The sequence below is a fragment of the Pseudomonas sp. QE6 genome (assembly GCF_041379005.1).
Classification (GTDB): domain Bacteria; phylum Pseudomonadota; class Gammaproteobacteria; order Pseudomonadales; family Pseudomonadaceae; genus Pseudomonas.
This window is the reverse complement of record NZ_CP166873.1, coordinates 2,719,140-2,732,899: the sequence shown is the minus strand read 5'-3', so window position 1 is coordinate 2,732,899 and position 13,760 is coordinate 2,719,140. Positions and strand designations below refer to the sequence as shown.

Below are 13,760 nucleotides of genomic sequence, written 5' to 3'. Positions count from 1 at the left end.
TTCGGCAAGCACTCACGACACCCGCCCCCGCCACTGCAACAACACCACCCCGGCGATGATCAGGCCGATTGCCACGAAACCTTCCGGCGACAGGCGCCGCACCGAGAAACCGGCCCAGCCGAATTGATCGCACAGCGCCGACATCAGCATCTGCCCCGCCACCACGCAGGCCAGGAAGGTCGCCGCGCCCAGCTGCGGCGCCAGCATCACCGCGACCGTCAGGTAGGCCGCGCCGAAGATGCCGCCCAGCCAGCCCCACCAGGGCGTGGCGGCAATACCGGTGGCCGCCGGCAACGGCACGCGGAAGGCCAGCAGCGCGATGATCACCGCCGCGAGGCTCACACCCAGCGAGGTCATGCTGGCACTCAGCGGATGGCCCAACTGGCGGCCGAGCAACGAGTTGCTACCCGCCTGCAAGGCGACCAGGGCGCCCACACCGATGGCGGGCAGCAGCAGAAGCAGTTTCGACATCGATAATCCACCATTGCTTGTCGATGGCACTCAGCTTCTGCTATCCATCTGGCGCATGGAAATGAATGATTGGTAAACAGGAAATGCATTCAATTCATGACTTGCGCCGCATCGACCTCAACCTGCTGGTGATCCTCGACGCCCTGCTGGACGAGCGCCATGTCTCCCGTGCCGCCGAGCGCCTGGCCATGACCCAGCCCGCCGTCAGCCATGCGCTGAACCGCCTGCGCGACCTGCTGGGCGACCCGCTGCTGGTACGCACCGGCAACCAGATGCAACTGACCCGCCGTGCCTTCGAACTGGCCGGGCCGCTGCGGAAGATTCTTGGCGACGTACGCCGACTGGTGCTGGACGACGACTTCGACCCAGCCAGTGCCGAACTGGAGCTGCGTCTGGGCATGTCCGACTACGGCGCCTGGGTGGTGCTGCCGGCACTGCTGCCGATCCTGCGCCGCGAAGCACCGGGCATTCACCTCGACGTACGCCAGGCCTCGCGCCTGGGCATGGCCGAACAGGTCGCCAGCGGCGAGCTGGATGGCGCCCTCGGCGTCTTCCCGCTGCTACCCGAGGGGCTGCGCGTGCAGCGCTTGTTCGAGGAGCGCTTCGTCTGCCTGTGTGCCGTCGACACCCTCGCCGGACGCCAGCGCATGGACCTCGACGACTACCTCGCCGCACCGCACCTGCGGGTCGCACTGCAGCAGAGCCCAGCGGAAGAAATCGACAGTCATCTGGAAAAACTCGGCCGGCGCCGCCAGGTGGCCGCCACAGTGCCGCACTTCAGCGTTGCGCCGGGGCTGCTGGCGGGCACCGATCTGGTCCTGACGATTGCCGAGAGGATGCTGCCGGACGACCTCGAAACCCACGGTCTGGCAAGCTTCGAGGCGCCGCTGCAACTGGCGCGCTTCGACTTCGTGCAGATCTGGTCCGAGACCAGCGAGGACGACCCGGCGCGGCGTTGGCTACGTGGCAGGCTGACCCAGGCCGCCGGCAGGACCTGAGCGCTCGCTACTCCGGCGTCTCCAGGCGGCGCAGGATTTCCCCGACACGCTCGCCGAGCATCTCGTTGGCCGAGCGCTTCAATCCGCGCGCCAGTTCCACCAGCACCACCTGCTCGGCCACCGGACGCAGGCGCTGGAACACCTCGGCAAGGCGCTCCAGATCGGCCGCGCCGGGCAGCAGGTCGGCACCGGGCTTGTCCACCAGATGGGTTACCACCAGGCGCACGATGCCGGCGGCCAGGTGTTCGGTATCGGTGCGCAGCACGGCCAGGTGATCGAGCAGCGCGGCCAGCGGAATGCCGGCGCGGTACAGCTCGATGCCGGCATTGAACAGGCGCGGGCTGGGGATGCTGATGCGCTCGCCGTCGAAGGCCAGCAGGCCCTGCTCCAGCGCCTGGTCGATCACCGCATCGTTCAACTCGTCGCCGAACAGCGCCTGCAGGTCGCCGAACTCGATGGTGCCGGGCGATTCCAGGTTCCACGGGCCGACGATGGCCTCGTCGAGGCCGAGCACGTGGTCCAGGTCATGGCCGCGCTCCCAGCTTTCCAGCAGTTCCTTGATGTTGGCGATGTTGTAGCCGCGTTCCAGCAGGCGGTTGATCAGCCGCAGTCGGCGCAGATGACTGGCGAAGTACACCCCGGCGCGGCCCCGGCGCTCGGGCGGCGGCAGCAGGCCGCGATCCTGGTAGGCGCGCAGGTTGCGCACGGTGCTGCCGGCCTCGCGGGCCAGTTCGTCCACCGTGTACTCGCGCTCGTCCTCCTGCGCCGACGGGGCATCGTCCGGGCGCTGGAGCAGGCGCTGCAGCAGGTTCAGGGGTGTGCTCATGGGCCGGATGATAGCCAGCGAATCAGCCTCCGAACAATCCGAAGGATTAATCCATTCGTGACCGCCCGCTCAGTCACGAAGCCCAACCAAAGACGGGAACTGCGCCGGCCCGAATTCCCCCTCCCGCCCGCAAGCCGCGCCGCCAGCGGCTTGTCGCTGCGGTAACACTCCAGGCCCGCCGCCCACGGCATGGCGCAACGGCCACCGATGGGTCAGCATCGATCGTGACATCGACCGATGTAACGATAACAACAACCAGCCTGGAGAAAGTCATGTCCCAAGGCGCCTGGGTGCCCACCCCCGAAGACCTGCGGCACTTCCGCCAGATTCAGCAACTGGCCTACCGCTGCTGCGAAACCATTGCCGGCGAACTGCGCCCGGGCATCAGCGAGCGCGAGACCGCCGCCCTGATGAAAACCTGGCTGCTCGATCACGGCGTGCGCGACTGGTTCCACCAGCCCTTCGCCTGGTTCGGCCCGCGCACCTCGTTCAAGGGCTTCGACGGCCTGCGCCACCTGGGCGGCTTCAACCTGGCCTTCTACCCCGGCAAGCAGCGTCTGGAAGAAGGCATGCCCTTCATCCTCGACTGCGCGCCTACCCTGGGCGCTTACACCGCCGATGTCGGCTACTCCGGCGCGCTGGGCCGCAACCTGCTGGTGGAGCGCCTGATGGACGACCTGCTGGCGCACCGCAACCTGATCGTCGAACAGGTCCGCCAGCGCCTGCCGCTGGCCGAAGTCAGCCAGTCGGTAGACAGCCTCTGCCAGCGCCAGGGCACCCTGCCCCGGCACAAGGCCTACCCCTTCGAAGTGCTCGCCCACCGCGTGGAGAAACTCGGCGCACGCAACAGCGGCCCCTCGGTGGCGCGCTTCGGCGTGCGCAACATCGCCACCCTGATGAAGAACGCCTTGGTCACCGGCCGCCGCGAAGGCTGGTCGCCGCTGTGGTCGAGCAACGACCGCTCGCAACACGCTCCCACGCCCGGCCTCTGGGCGGTGGAGCCGCACCTGGGCCTCCGCGGCGTGGGCGCCAAGTTCGAGGAGCTGCTGGTGGTCACCGAGGACGATGCCTACTGGCTGGACGACGACCTGCCCCACGTGCGCCGCTGGGTCACCCGTGGCCTGATCAGCGCCCCGGCGCGGCGGGAGGTGGCATGAACGCGATGCTGGAAAACCCGCTGCCAACGCCCGAACGCCTGGAAGTGCAGTCCGGCGACGTGCGCCTGGCGGTCTGGCGCTGGGGCGAGGCGCACCTGCCGATGGTGCTGTTCGTCCACGGTTACCCGGACAACCACGAAGTCTGGCTGCCGCTGATCCAGCGCCTGGCCGGACGCTTCCAGCTGGTGGCCTACGACGTGCGCGGCGCCGGCGAATCGGACAAGCCGCGCAAGACCCGCGACTACCGCCTGGAACTGCTCAGCCAGGACCTGAAGGCCGTGCTCGACGCGGTCAGCCCGCAACGCGCGGTGCACCTGGTGGCCCACGACTGGGGCTCGATCCAGACCTGGGAAAGCGTCACCGATCCCGAGCTGCGCGCGCGCATCGCCTCCTACACCAGCGTCTCCGGGCCGTGCCTGGACCACGTCGGCTTCTGGATGCGCGACCGCTTGCGGCGCAAGACCCCGCGTGCGCTGCTGCAGATGCTCAGCCAGCTGCTGCACTCCTGGTACATCTACTACTTCCACCTGCCGCTGCTGCCGGCGATCTCCTGGCGCCTGGGCGCGGCGAAGCTGTGGCCGCAGTACCTGCGCAAGGTCGAAGGCGTCCGCAACCCGACGCGCAACCCGCACCAGGCCAGCGACGGCGAGCACGGGGTGAAGCTCTACCGGGCCAACTTCATCACCTCGATATTCAAGCCGCGCAAACGGCATACCGAGGTGCCGGTGCAACTGATCGTGCCAACCCGCGACCGCTATGTCGGCCAGCAACTGTTCCAGCAGCTCTCGCTGTGGGCGCCGCGCCTGTGGCGTCGTGACGTCACCGCCGGGCACTGGCAACTGCTCGCCGAGCCGACGCAACTGGCGCGCTGGATCGGTGAGTTCGTCCAGCACATCGAGGGCGGCGAGGCCGGCCCCGAGTTGCAGCGCGCCGCGCTGAAACCTGGTGCGGGGTCTTTCGCCGGCAAGCTGGTAGTAGTGACTGGCGCGGGCGGCGGTATCGGTCGTTCAACCCTGCTGAGCTTCGCCGAGCGCGGCGCCAGCGTGCTGGCCGCGGACATCGACCCGGCCGCCGCCGAGCGTAGTGCGGAATTGGCCCGAGCCCTGGGCGCCAACGCCTACAGCTACTGCGTCGACGTGGGCGACAGCGCCGCCATGGAACGCTTCGCCCTCTGGGTGAGGAACAGCCTCGGCGTGCCCGACGTGGTGGTGAGCAACGCCGGCATCGGCATGGCCGGGCCGATGCTCAAGACCACGCCGCAGGAATGGGATCGCCTGCTGCGCATCAACCTGTGGAGCGTGATCGACGGCTGCCGGCTGTTCGGCAAGCAGATGGTGGAAAGCGGCAAGCCGGGGCACCTGGTCAACGTCGCCTCCGGCGTGGCCTTCGCGCCGTCGCGCAACTACCCGGCCTACGCCACCAGCAAGGCGGCGGTGCTGATGCTCAGCGAGTGCTTGCGCGCCGAACTGGCCGGCCACGGCATCGGCGTCAGCGCGGCGTGCCCGGGCTTCGTCGATACCGGCATCGTCCAGGCCACGCGCTTCGCCGGCCTGGATGACGAACAACAAGCCAGGCACCGCGCGAAAGTGCAGCGCTTCTACCGTCGACGCCGGCTCAGCCCGGACACCATCGGCGAGCGCATCACCCGTGCCGTGGAGCGCAACCAGCCGGTGGTGAAGGTCGGCAGCGAAGTGCACCTGGGCGCCCTGCAATGGCGCTTCATGCCCTGGCTGTCGCGCCTGTTCGCCCGCCTCAACCTGACTGCCGTAGAACCTGTTCAAGGTCTCGCCGAGCGCAGCTCAGGCAAGGCGAAAGTAGGCGAAAAAGCGCAGTTTACGAGTGGTAAATGAGCATTTTGAGCCTGCTTTCAACGCAGCATGAGCAAGCGCAGGCAGACATTGAATAGGTTCTGAGGATCCCCATGAACGACCATCACCACAAGCTGGTGCAACGCAAGGTGCAGTTCGACTACAGCGACTCGCCCCTGCACTGGATTCCCGGCGAGCCCGAGGCGTCCCACGCGATCAATGTCATCCACATGATGTTGCCGGCCGGCGAGCTGTGGTTCTGCCGGCTGTACAACAAGGCCCTGCCCTTCGTGAAGGAGGGCCGCCTGCGCGAGGACGTGCAGGGGTTCATCCGCCAGGAAGCGATGCACGCCCGCGCCCACTCCGGCGCGCTGGAACGCTACCTGAACCACCACGGCATCGACTCCACGCGCTACCTGAAGGTCATGGACTACCTGTTCGAACAGCTGCTCAGCGACACGCCGCTGGGCTTCAACCTGTTCAACCGCAGCGCATGGCTCAAGCGCTGGTGGATCGGCCAGCGCTGCGCCATCGTCGCGGCGGTGGAACACTTCACCTGCATCCTCGGCAAGTGGATTCTCGAAGCCGATGCCCTGGACCGTGCCAAGGCCGACCCGGTGCTGCTGGACCTGTTCCGCTGGCACGGCGCCGAGGAAGTGGAGCACCGCAACGTCGCCCATGACCTGCACGTGCACCTGGGCGGCACCTTCATCAGCCGCCAGCTGTGGATGTTCGTGGTGTGGCCGCTGATCATCTACCTGTTCGCCTTCGGCACCCGCACCCTGTCGCGGCAGGACCCGACCATCGCCCAGCCGCGCTCCTTCGCCGCCATCTGGCGCGATGGTTCGAAGTCCGGCGTGCTGCCGAAGATCAGCTCACTGGCCACCAGCTTCCTGCGCTACTTCAAACCCTGGTACCACCCGGACCATGAAGCCAATACCCAGGAGGCGCTGGACTACCTGGCCCGCTCGCCGGCCGCCAGCCGGGCCGCGCGCGCTTCCTAGCACCTGCCGGCGTGCCCGCGCAGTGGTCGCGCGGCGCACGCCAATCGCATACTGCGGCATCCGCCACCTACAGGGATGCCGCCGTATGCCGATGGGAACCTACCCGCTTCACCCCGCCCTTTCCTCCCGCGTGGAGCGCCTGCCGGAGCAGGTCGACGTGGTCATCGCCGGCAGCGGCATCATGGGCTGCGCCAGCGCCTGGTACCTCGCCGGCCAGGGCATGAGCGTGCTGGTGCTGGACAAGGCCGGCATCGCCAGCCAGCAATCCACCCGCGCCTGGGGCTTCGTCCGCCAGCAGGCGCGCGACCCGGCGGAAGTGCCGCTGATGATGGCCTGTATTCCGCTGTGGGAACGTCTGGAAGAAGAGCTGCAACTGCCGCTGGAATGGCGCCAGGGCGGCTGCCTGTACCTCGCCGAAACCCCGGAGCAACGGCAAAAATATGAGGACTGGCTGAAGGTGGCGAACAACTTCGGCCTCGACACCCGCCTGCTCAGCCATGGCGAAGTCGCGAAATTGATGCCTTCGCTGGCCGATCCGGCGCTCGGCGCCCTGTACACCGCCAACGACGGCCAGGCCGAACCGCGCCGGGTCGCTCCCGGCTACGCGCTGCGCGCCATCGAGCGCAGCGCCATGTTCGTCGAGGGCTGCGGCGTCACCGGCATCGATCGTGCCGCTGGCGCCGTCTGCGGCGTACAGACCGAGCGTGGCTATGTGAAGACCAAACATTTGCTGATCTCCGCCGGCGCCAGCAGCTGGCGACTGGTGGAAAGCCTCGGCCTGGAGCTGCCGCAACAGGCCGTGCGCTGCACCGTCTCGCGTACCAGCCCCGGCCCGGATGTCGGCGCGCAGAGCTTCATCGGCCACGGCATCGGCTTCCGCCAGCGCGCCGACGGCAGCCTCAACCTCGCCGACGAAACCCAGGCCGACATCGACCTCAATCTCGACTACCTGCGCGGCGCCAAACACTACCTGCCGCACCTGCCGGCCAACCGTGCGAGCTTCTCGTTCAAGCTCAACGGCAATCTGTTCCATGACCTTTGCCAGCGTCTGCCGGGCTCGGAGCGCAGCAGCAATGGCACGGTGCTGGGCGAGCGTGATCCGCAGGTGAAGGCGAATACCTCCCGCGTGTTTGCTGCACAGAAGAATCTGGCCAAGGCCTTCCCGGCCCTGCGCGACGTGAAGGTGGTGGAGAGCTGGGCCGGCCTGATCGACGTGCTGCCCGATGGCATCCCGGTGCTCGATGCGCCGGCGGAAGTGCCTGGCCTGCTGATCGCCACGGGCTTCTGCGGACACGGCTTCGCAATGGGGCCCGTCGTCGGCAAGCTGATGAGCCGATGGATTCTCGACGGGCAACCGGGGATGGACCTGCACGCCTTCAGGCTGCGGCGCTTCGCCGATGGCACGGCGGGCAAGCCTTACTCGCTGTTCTGATGGAGCGCCCAGTGTTTTTTGTAGGAGAGAGCTTGCTCGCGAACAGAGCACGCCGGCTGCATGGATGCATCCGGGGAATACGATTCGCGAGCAAGCTCGCTCCTACAGGACCATCCCCGGGTTCGAGCTACTCGCCCTCCTCCACTACCGGCGAATCATCACTCAACGCCCGCTCCAGCCAATCTGCCGGCAGGCTCTTGCTCGCCCGCGCACCCAGCAGCTTCACCTGCTCCGCCCGGCTGATCAGGTTGCCGCGCCCTTCGCTGAGCTTGTTGCGTGCCGCCGCGTAGGCCTTGTCCAGCTGCTGCAGACGGGTGCCCATCTCCTCCAGGTCCTGCACGAAGAGCACGAACTTGTCGTACAGCGCCCCGGCGCGCTCGGCGATCTCGCGGGCATTCTGGTTCTGCCGCTCCTGGCGCCACAGGCTGTCGATCACCCGTAGCGTGGCCAGCAAGGTGGTCGGGCTGACGATCACGATGTTGCGCTCAAAGGCTTCCTGGAACAGGTTCGGCTCGGCCTGCAGCGCCGCCGAGAAGGCTGCTTCCACCGGCATGAAGAGCAGCACGAAGTCGAGGCTGTGCAGACCTTCCAGGCGCCGGTAGTCCTTGCCGGAAAGCCCCTTCACATGGTTGCGCAGGGACAGCACGTGGGCCTTCAGCGCCTGCTGACGGATCACCTCGTCCTCGGCGGCGATGAACTGCTGGTAGGCGGTCAGGCTGACCTTGGCGTCCACCACCACCTGCTTGTCACCGGGCAGACGGATCAGCACATCGGGCTGGAAGCGTTCGCCATCCGGCGCCCGCAGGCTGACCTGGGTCTCGTACTCGCGCCCCTTCTCTAGGCCGGCGTGCTCCAATACCCGCTCCAGCACCAGTTCGCCCCAGTTGCCCTGGGTCTTCTGGCCCTTCAGCGCGCGGGTCAGGTTGGTCGCTTCCTCGCCCAGGCGCAGGTTCAGCTGCTGCAGGCGCTCCAGCTCCTTGGTCAGGGAGAAACGCTCGCGGGCCTCGGCCTGGTAGCTCTCTTCCACTCGCTTCTCGAAGGACTGGATGCGCTCCTTCAACGGATCGAGCAACTGCCCCAGGCGCTGCTGGCTGGACTCGGCGAAGCGCTGCTCGCGCTCGTCGAAAATCTTCCCGGCCAGTTCGGCGAACTGGGCACGCAACTCATCCCGAGCCGATTGCAGATCACCCAGGCGCTGCTGGTGGTTGTCCTGCTGCTCGCGCAGTTCGGCGGACAAGGCCGCGTGCTCGGCGGACAGGCGCCGCAGCTCTGCCTCCTTGTCCGCACGCTCGGCCTGCCAGTCCTGCTCCGCCGCGCCCAGGCGCTCGCGCTCCTGCTTACCCAACTCGACCTCGCGGCGCAGCGCGGCGGACTCAGCGGACAACTCACCATGCCGGCTGCTCAGGCGCTGGAAAGCTTCGCGATCCGCCTCGGCCTGGGCCGACAAGCCGTCCTGGGCAAGTTGCGCATTGGCCAGGCGCTCGCGCAGCAGGGTCGCCTCCTGCTCCGCGGCGACACGCTGCGACTGCAGGCGCCAGGCCAGCGCCGCCATGGGCAACAGGCCGGCGAGCGCACCGAGCAACAGGGCGGACAGGTCGAGGGGCATGCGGCACTCCGGGGTGTGACAAACAATCGCGCAATACTAACAGCGGCCGCCTGGAGGCGCCTTGTCACCTGTAAAGGCCCTGGAACAGGGCTCCTGAGCAAGCGCTCGGGACAATCCACAGAAGCTGTGGATAAGTTGGTGGAAAACGTGATGAAAAAGCGCCCCACCCCCAGTCAGACGGGGGCGCATGACAGATTGGTGATTTTTTCACCAACGAAAATTTTCTTTATTTTTCAATAAGTTAAAAAACGCAAGAGAAACAGGCAAGTGGCTAAATGCAATATTGCAGGGGCTTGACAGCGCGCATCAGCACTGTGCACAAGTGCGCGCCAAGGAGCAGCCGACCGCCCCGTTTCAGGGCAGCGGAAAGAGAAGTACGGAGTGGAAAGCGAAAGACGATCGAATCAGCCAGGCGAGGCCCGCGCCGACATCCGGATCATCCGGTATGAATTCGATGGAGGGAGGATCAGCCGTCTCATGCCCACTCCAGTCGCCGGGAGCGCCGCCGCTCAGAGCGGATGACCTTGGGCGGACTGGGCAGCAGAGCCGTTTGCTGCTCAGCGGCGCAGGCCCGCGCAAAGGCGCGTTCAGCCGCGCTGCGGCTATCGCAATCGAAGAAGAACTGATTCAGGTAGACCCGCCAGCGGCGACTGTCGCTGGGGTGGACAGCTATCCGTATATCCAAGGTTTGGCACTCCCTGCGTGACCATCCCGCACCTTACACCGATGCCGGCAACGGCATGCCGTGGCACGACAAACGGTCAGGCCGGATACGGCAGGTGCCCATCCACCAGGAACTGAGGCCGCGGGAACAGGCGCGGCGTATCCGGCACCTGGGCGTGCTTGAAGGCGACGTACTCCGCCGTGGTCTCGCACAGCCAGGGCATCAGGTTGCGCGGGCGCTTCTCGGTGAAGGCCGACGGCGCGAACAACGCCACGTTCACCCCGGCGTGCGGGCAGCGCGCCGAGCGGTACTCGAACGCCTCGACCCCGGCCTCGCGCATGGCGCTGCCCAGCCCCTGGGCCACGCGGTAATCCGACGGATCGCGCAGCGCCGGCTCGTACTCGCGGAACGGCGGCAATTGCAGACGCACGCCGCGCTGCACCTGGAAGCGCGCCTCGAAGGACGCATGTTCGGAGAGAATCCGCCCGCTCGGCGGCGGCGAACTCATCCCCTCCCAGAGCACGAAGCGATAGAAAGCCGATTCCGCCATCGCCGTGTCCAGCTTCAGCGCCGCATAGAACAGGCTCGGCTCATGCCGCCGACCAAAGCGCGACCCCCAGCGCAACGGCGGATAACGGAATGGTGTCTTCAATAGATAGTGCAGGTGCTCGGCGGGCGGCGGCACGCGGGGCTTGCTGGTCTCCAGCAGTTCCTCCAGCAGCGCCTGCTCGGCCAGGGTGTCCACCAGCTGCAGCGTGGCTACCTGTCCCTGGCTCTCCACCAGGCGCACCAGACGCCCACGGATGGGGCTGACGACTGACTCCGGCGCATGCCGTGCCCAGATCTGGGCGCCTGTCTCGAAGGACATTCAGACCTTGCCCCGGATGGCGTCCAGGTACTCGACCACCGTCACCAGTCCCTGCACCTGCTCCATCAACTGCAGCGGCACACCGTTCAGGTGACGGTTATCGGTACGCAGGAAGTGGCGCATGTCCTCCAGGTTGCCACCGAACAGAGCGAACAGCGCGCGATAGACCCGCACCAGCAGCAGGGCCAATTCACCGGTCTTGCTGTCCACCCGCAGTCCACCTTGCTTCCAGCGGCTGACGGCGCTACGTTCCACTCCCACGATCGCCGCCAGCTCCTGCTGGGTCATCGCCAGGTGCTCGCGCGCCGTGAGTACCGCCTTGGCCAGTACGGCATCGGCTGCGGGGCTTTCGCGTAACAGGGCGCTCATGGCGATCTCCTAATCGTGAACTTTCAGCAAATATACCACTGAATGCTGATAAAACACGAACCAGGCAAGCCCCCCCCCCCCCCGAAAATACCTTTCGCCTCACGGCACCGAATAAACAGCCCGACCAACGACTCCCTCGTGATGAACAAGCAGCAAGTCTACCAACACATTCTCGCCAGGCTCGCGCAGGACCTGGAGATCGCCGTGCGCGCCGCCCGGACCGCTCACGAAACGGCCACCCACGAAGAAAACGTCGCCGAGAACAAGTACGACACCCTCGGCCTCGAAGCGGCCTACCTCGCCGCAGGCCAATCGCGCCGTGTCGAGGAGATCCGCCAGGCGCTGTCGCTGTTCGAGAACCTGCAACTGCGCGACTTCGACGAGCAGTCAGGTATCCAGACCAGCGCCCTGGTGGAACTGGTCAACGAAAGTGGCCAGCACCGCTGGGTCTTCCTCGGCCCCGATGCCGCCGGCCTGAAAGTGCAGCACGAGGGCGCTGAAATCCTCGTCATCACCAGCCGCGCCCCACTGGGCAGCGCCCTGCTCCATCGCCTGCCCGGTGACGAACTGGAAATCGGCCAGGGCAACGCCCGCCAGCGCTACGAAATCCTCGACGCCTACTGATAGCTCCGGGCGGCATGAAAAAAACGAGCGGAACAGACAATACCCAGCCGACCGGCTGACGCAGACTAAGCTTCAAGACCACACTCATTTCCTTCCGTGGTCTCAAGGAGAAGCAGCATGCTGTTCAACTGGTCCGAATACGTCCCCGCCGTGAAGAAAGCCTTCGGCGCCCTGGGCAAGAAGCACCCGAAGATGATCGCCGCCTACCAGGCCCTCGACGCCGCTGCCGCCGACGGCGACGCCCTGGATGCGAAGACTCGCGAACTGATCTCCATGGCCGTCGCCATCACCACCCGCTGCGACGGCTGCATCGGCGTCCACGCCGAAGCCGCACGCCGCGCCGGCGCCACCGAAGCCGAAGTCGCCCAGGCCCTGGCCACCGCCATCGCCATGAACGCCGGTGCCGCCTACGTCTACTCCCTGCGCGCCATGGAGGCCTTCGAGTCCTCCGCACAGAAATAAAGCCCCGCCCGCGACGCCTGCACGGCGTCGCGGGCCCGCCTCTTTCCTGATCGGCAACGATGGGGTATCAGTGGGATTCACCCGGCCATCCCCATCCCCCATGCCCCAGACACCCACCCACCTCAGCGCCTGGAAACTCATCCTCAGCATCGCCGCCGGCATCTGGCTCGGCAGCATGGCCGTGGCGGCCACCGGCTGGCTGATCTATCGCGCGTTTCCGCCCATCCTGGCCAGCCATCCCACCACACCGCCAGCGACACCGCCCGCCACTCCCCCTGCTCCACGCAGCAGTGAAGAGATGTTCCAGCAGTACCAGCAACGCCAGCAGGCCGTGCAAGAGCAGCAGAACCGCGAGATCGAGCAAGCGGAGCAGGACAAGCGCTTCAACAGCGCGCCGTGCCAATTCTGGCGGCAGCAATATCAGGCGGAACCTACGGAGAGAAATCGGGAGAAGATGGATGGGTATTGCGGATGATTGAAGCGGCGGGCGGGAAATATCGACGCCAGAAAAGACAAAGCCCCTGAAACGCTAAGCATTTCAGGGGCTTCGGCCATATGTAATGGCGGAGAGATAGGGATTTGAACCCTAGGAGCCATTGCTGACTCAACGGATTTCGAATCCGTCCCGTTCGACCACTCCGGCATCTCTCCGTGCGGCGCGCATGATACCAGCTTGAAGTCCGAAGGCGAAGCCCTGTTTCGGATTTTTTTGCGTGGTATCAGGCGCTTGCGTGATTTCGCCGTTTTACAGCGGCACGCCCAGACGGTGAGCCACTTCTTCGTAGGCCTCGATCACGTCACCCAGGCCCTGGCGGAAGCGGTCCTTGTCCATCTTCTTGCGGGTTTCCTTGTCCCACAGGCGGCAGCCGTCCGGGCTGAACTCGTCGCCCAGGACGATCTTGCCGTGGAACAGGCCGAACTCGAGCTTGAAGTCCACCAGCAGCAGACCGGCGTCGTCGAACAGCTTGCTCAGCACTTCGTTGACCTTGAAGGAGTAGGCCTTCATTTCGGCCAGTTGCTCCAGGGTCGCCCAGCCGAAGGCCTGGACGTGGGATTCGTTGATGAAGGGGTCGCCCAGGGCGTCGTTCTTCAGGAAGAGTTCGAAGGTCGGCGGAGTGAGCTGCAGGCCCTCTTCCACGCCCAGGCGGCGCACCAGGCTGCCGGCGGCGTAGTTACGCACGACGCACTCGACCGGGATCATGGCGAGCTTCTTGACCAGCACTTCGTTGTCCGACAGCAGGGCGTCGAACTGGGTCGGGATGCCGGCGGCTTCGAGCTTCTGCATGATGAAGGCGTTGAACTTGTTGTTCACCATGCCTTTGCGATCCAGTTGCTCGATGCGCTTGCCGTCGAACGCCGAGGTGTCGTTGCGGAACAGCAGGACGAGGCGGTCGGCGTCATCGGTGGTGTAAACCGACTTGGCTTTGCCGCGATAGAGTTCTTCGCGTTTTTCCATGATGGGCTCCGCTTG

Annotated in this window: 13 protein-coding genes, 1 tRNA gene and 1 pseudogene; 8 read left to right on the top strand and 7 right to left on the bottom strand. The window is 66.1% G+C overall.

Annotated features, from left to right (window positions below; all coding sequences use genetic code 11):
- Nucleotides 1-12 precede the first annotated feature (12 nt).
- Nucleotides 13-471, bottom strand: a complete 459-nt coding sequence (locus ACAW63_RS12710; RefSeq protein ID WP_371234069.1) for a DMT family transporter — start codon at nt 469-471, stop codon at nt 13-15.
- A gap of 83 nt (nt 472-554) precedes the next feature.
- Here ACAW63_RS12710 and ACAW63_RS12705 point away from each other — a divergent pair, with 83 nt between their 5' ends.
- Nucleotides 555-1,469, top strand: coding sequence for a LysR family transcriptional regulator (locus ACAW63_RS12705; protein ID WP_371234067.1), 915 nt, complete (start codon nt 555-557; stop codon nt 1,467-1,469).
- A gap of 7 nt (nt 1,470-1,476) precedes the next feature.
- On the opposite strand, the gene ACAW63_RS12700 is transcribed toward ACAW63_RS12705, so the two are convergent.
- Nucleotides 1,477-2,175, bottom strand: coding sequence for a MerR family transcriptional regulator (locus tag ACAW63_RS12700; protein ID WP_275611910.1), 699 nt, complete (start codon nt 2,173-2,175; stop codon nt 1,477-1,479).
- 392 nt (nt 2,176-2,567) lie between these two features.
- Between ACAW63_RS12700 and ACAW63_RS12695 the strand changes: the two genes are divergently transcribed.
- The 4 genes and pseudogenes from ACAW63_RS12695 to ACAW63_RS12680 all read left to right on the top strand — a co-directional run bounded on the left by ACAW63_RS12695 (nt 2,568) and on the right by ACAW63_RS12680 (nt 7,696).
- The gene (locus ACAW63_RS12695; protein ID WP_371234065.1) at nt 2,568-3,452 is read left to right on the top strand and encodes a M24 family metallopeptidase; all 885 of its coding nucleotides are present in this window, start codon (nt 2,568-2,570) and stop codon (nt 3,450-3,452) included.
- Nucleotides 3,449-5,218 (top strand): annotated as a pseudogene (locus ACAW63_RS12690) (SDR family oxidoreductase); the annotation flags it as partial. The gene ACAW63_RS12695 and the pseudogene ACAW63_RS12690, both read left to right, overlap by 4 nt.
- Nucleotides 5,219-5,373: 155 nt before the next feature.
- A complete protein-coding gene (locus ACAW63_RS12685; RefSeq protein WP_371234064.1) occupies nt 5,374-6,264 on the top strand; it encodes a metal-dependent hydrolase in 891 nt (296 codons plus the stop codon).
- Between the two features lie 85 nt (nt 6,265-6,349).
- On the top strand, nt 6,350-7,696 hold the full coding sequence (locus tag ACAW63_RS12680) for an NAD(P)/FAD-dependent oxidoreductase (protein WP_371234063.1): 1,347 nt from the start codon (nt 6,350-6,352) through the stop codon (nt 7,694-7,696).
- Between the two features lie 127 nt (nt 7,697-7,823).
- Here ACAW63_RS12680 and rmuC read toward each other — a convergent pair whose 3' ends face one another.
- The 3 genes from rmuC to ACAW63_RS12665 all read right to left on the bottom strand — a co-directional run bounded on the left by rmuC (nt 7,824) and on the right by ACAW63_RS12665 (nt 11,203).
- On the bottom strand, nt 7,824-9,188 hold the full coding sequence (gene rmuC / locus ACAW63_RS12675; protein WP_371234663.1) for a DNA recombination protein RmuC: 1,365 nt from the start codon (nt 9,186-9,188) through the stop codon (nt 7,824-7,826).
- 875 nt (nt 9,189-10,063) lie between these two features.
- Nucleotides 10,064-10,834, bottom strand: a complete 771-nt coding sequence (locus ACAW63_RS12670; protein ID WP_371234062.1) for an RES family NAD+ phosphorylase — start codon at nt 10,832-10,834, stop codon at nt 10,064-10,066.
- Nucleotides 10,835-11,203: an antitoxin Xre/MbcA/ParS toxin-binding domain-containing protein gene (locus ACAW63_RS12665; protein WP_371234060.1), complete on the bottom strand. Its 369-nt coding sequence runs from the start codon at nt 11,201-11,203 to the stop codon at nt 10,835-10,837.
- Nucleotides 11,204-11,344: 141 nt separating this feature from the next.
- On the opposite strand from ACAW63_RS12665, the gene ACAW63_RS12660 reads away from it, so the two are divergent.
- The 3 genes from ACAW63_RS12660 (at nt 11,345) to ACAW63_RS12650 (ending at nt 12,764) form a co-directional block, all read left to right on the top strand.
- Nucleotides 11,345-11,827, top strand: a complete 483-nt coding sequence (locus ACAW63_RS12660; protein ID WP_331316147.1) for a transcription elongation factor GreAB — start codon at nt 11,345-11,347, stop codon at nt 11,825-11,827.
- A gap of 117 nt (nt 11,828-11,944) precedes the next feature.
- A complete protein-coding gene (locus tag ACAW63_RS12655; RefSeq protein ID WP_207885013.1) occupies nt 11,945-12,289 on the top strand; it encodes a carboxymuconolactone decarboxylase family protein in 345 nt (114 codons plus the stop codon).
- Nucleotides 12,290-12,389: 100 nt separating this feature from the next.
- Complete coding sequence (locus ACAW63_RS12650) at nt 12,390-12,764, top strand: hypothetical protein (RefSeq protein WP_371234058.1); 375 nt, start codon at nt 12,390-12,392, stop codon at nt 12,762-12,764.
- A gap of 86 nt (nt 12,765-12,850) precedes the next feature.
- Here ACAW63_RS12650 and ACAW63_RS12645 read toward each other — a convergent pair.
- Nucleotides 12,851-12,940: transfer RNA gene (locus ACAW63_RS12645), tRNA-Ser, on the bottom strand.
- Between the two features lie 94 nt (nt 12,941-13,034).
- On the bottom strand, nt 13,035-13,745 hold the full coding sequence (gene purC, locus ACAW63_RS12640) for a phosphoribosylaminoimidazolesuccinocarboxamide synthase (protein ID WP_038803299.1): 711 nt from the start codon (nt 13,743-13,745) through the stop codon (nt 13,035-13,037).
- Nucleotides 13,746-13,760: the final 15 nt, after the last annotated feature.

What these genes read in the sequence shown, in the direction of transcription:
- ACAW63_RS12685 (WP_371234064.1), top strand. Translation starts at nt 5,374, where the DNA reads ATGAACGACCATCACCACAAGCTGGTGCAACGCAAGGTGCAGTTCGAC.
- ACAW63_RS12655 (WP_207885013.1), top strand. Translation starts at nt 11,945, where the DNA reads ATGCTGTTCAACTGGTCCGAATACGTCCCCGCCGTGAAGAAAGCCTTC.
- ACAW63_RS12680 (WP_371234063.1), top strand. Translation starts at nt 6,350, where the DNA reads ATGCCGATGGGAACCTACCCGCTTCACCCCGCCCTTTCCTCCCGCGTG.
- ACAW63_RS12660 (WP_331316147.1), top strand. Translation starts at nt 11,345, where the DNA reads ATGAACAAGCAGCAAGTCTACCAACACATTCTCGCCAGGCTCGCGCAG.
- ACAW63_RS12665 (WP_371234060.1), bottom strand. Translation starts at nt 11,203, where the DNA reads ATGAGCGCCCTGTTACGCGAAAGCCCCGCAGCCGATGCCGTACTGGCC.
- ACAW63_RS12695 (WP_371234065.1), top strand. Translation starts at nt 2,568, where the DNA reads ATGTCCCAAGGCGCCTGGGTGCCCACCCCCGAAGACCTGCGGCACTTC.
- ACAW63_RS12705 (WP_371234067.1), top strand. Translation starts at nt 555, where the DNA reads ATGCATTCAATTCATGACTTGCGCCGCATCGACCTCAACCTGCTGGTG.
- ACAW63_RS12670 (WP_371234062.1), bottom strand. Translation starts at nt 10,834, where the DNA reads ATGTCCTTCGAGACAGGCGCCCAGATCTGGGCACGGCATGCGCCGGAG.
- ACAW63_RS12710 (WP_371234069.1), bottom strand. Translation starts at nt 471, where the DNA reads ATGTCGAAACTGCTTCTGCTGCTGCCCGCCATCGGTGTGGGCGCCCTG.
- purC (WP_038803299.1), bottom strand. Translation starts at nt 13,745, where the DNA reads ATGGAAAAACGCGAAGAACTCTATCGCGGCAAAGCCAAGTCGGTTTAC.
- ACAW63_RS12650 (WP_371234058.1), top strand. Translation starts at nt 12,390, where the DNA reads ATGCCCCAGACACCCACCCACCTCAGCGCCTGGAAACTCATCCTCAGC.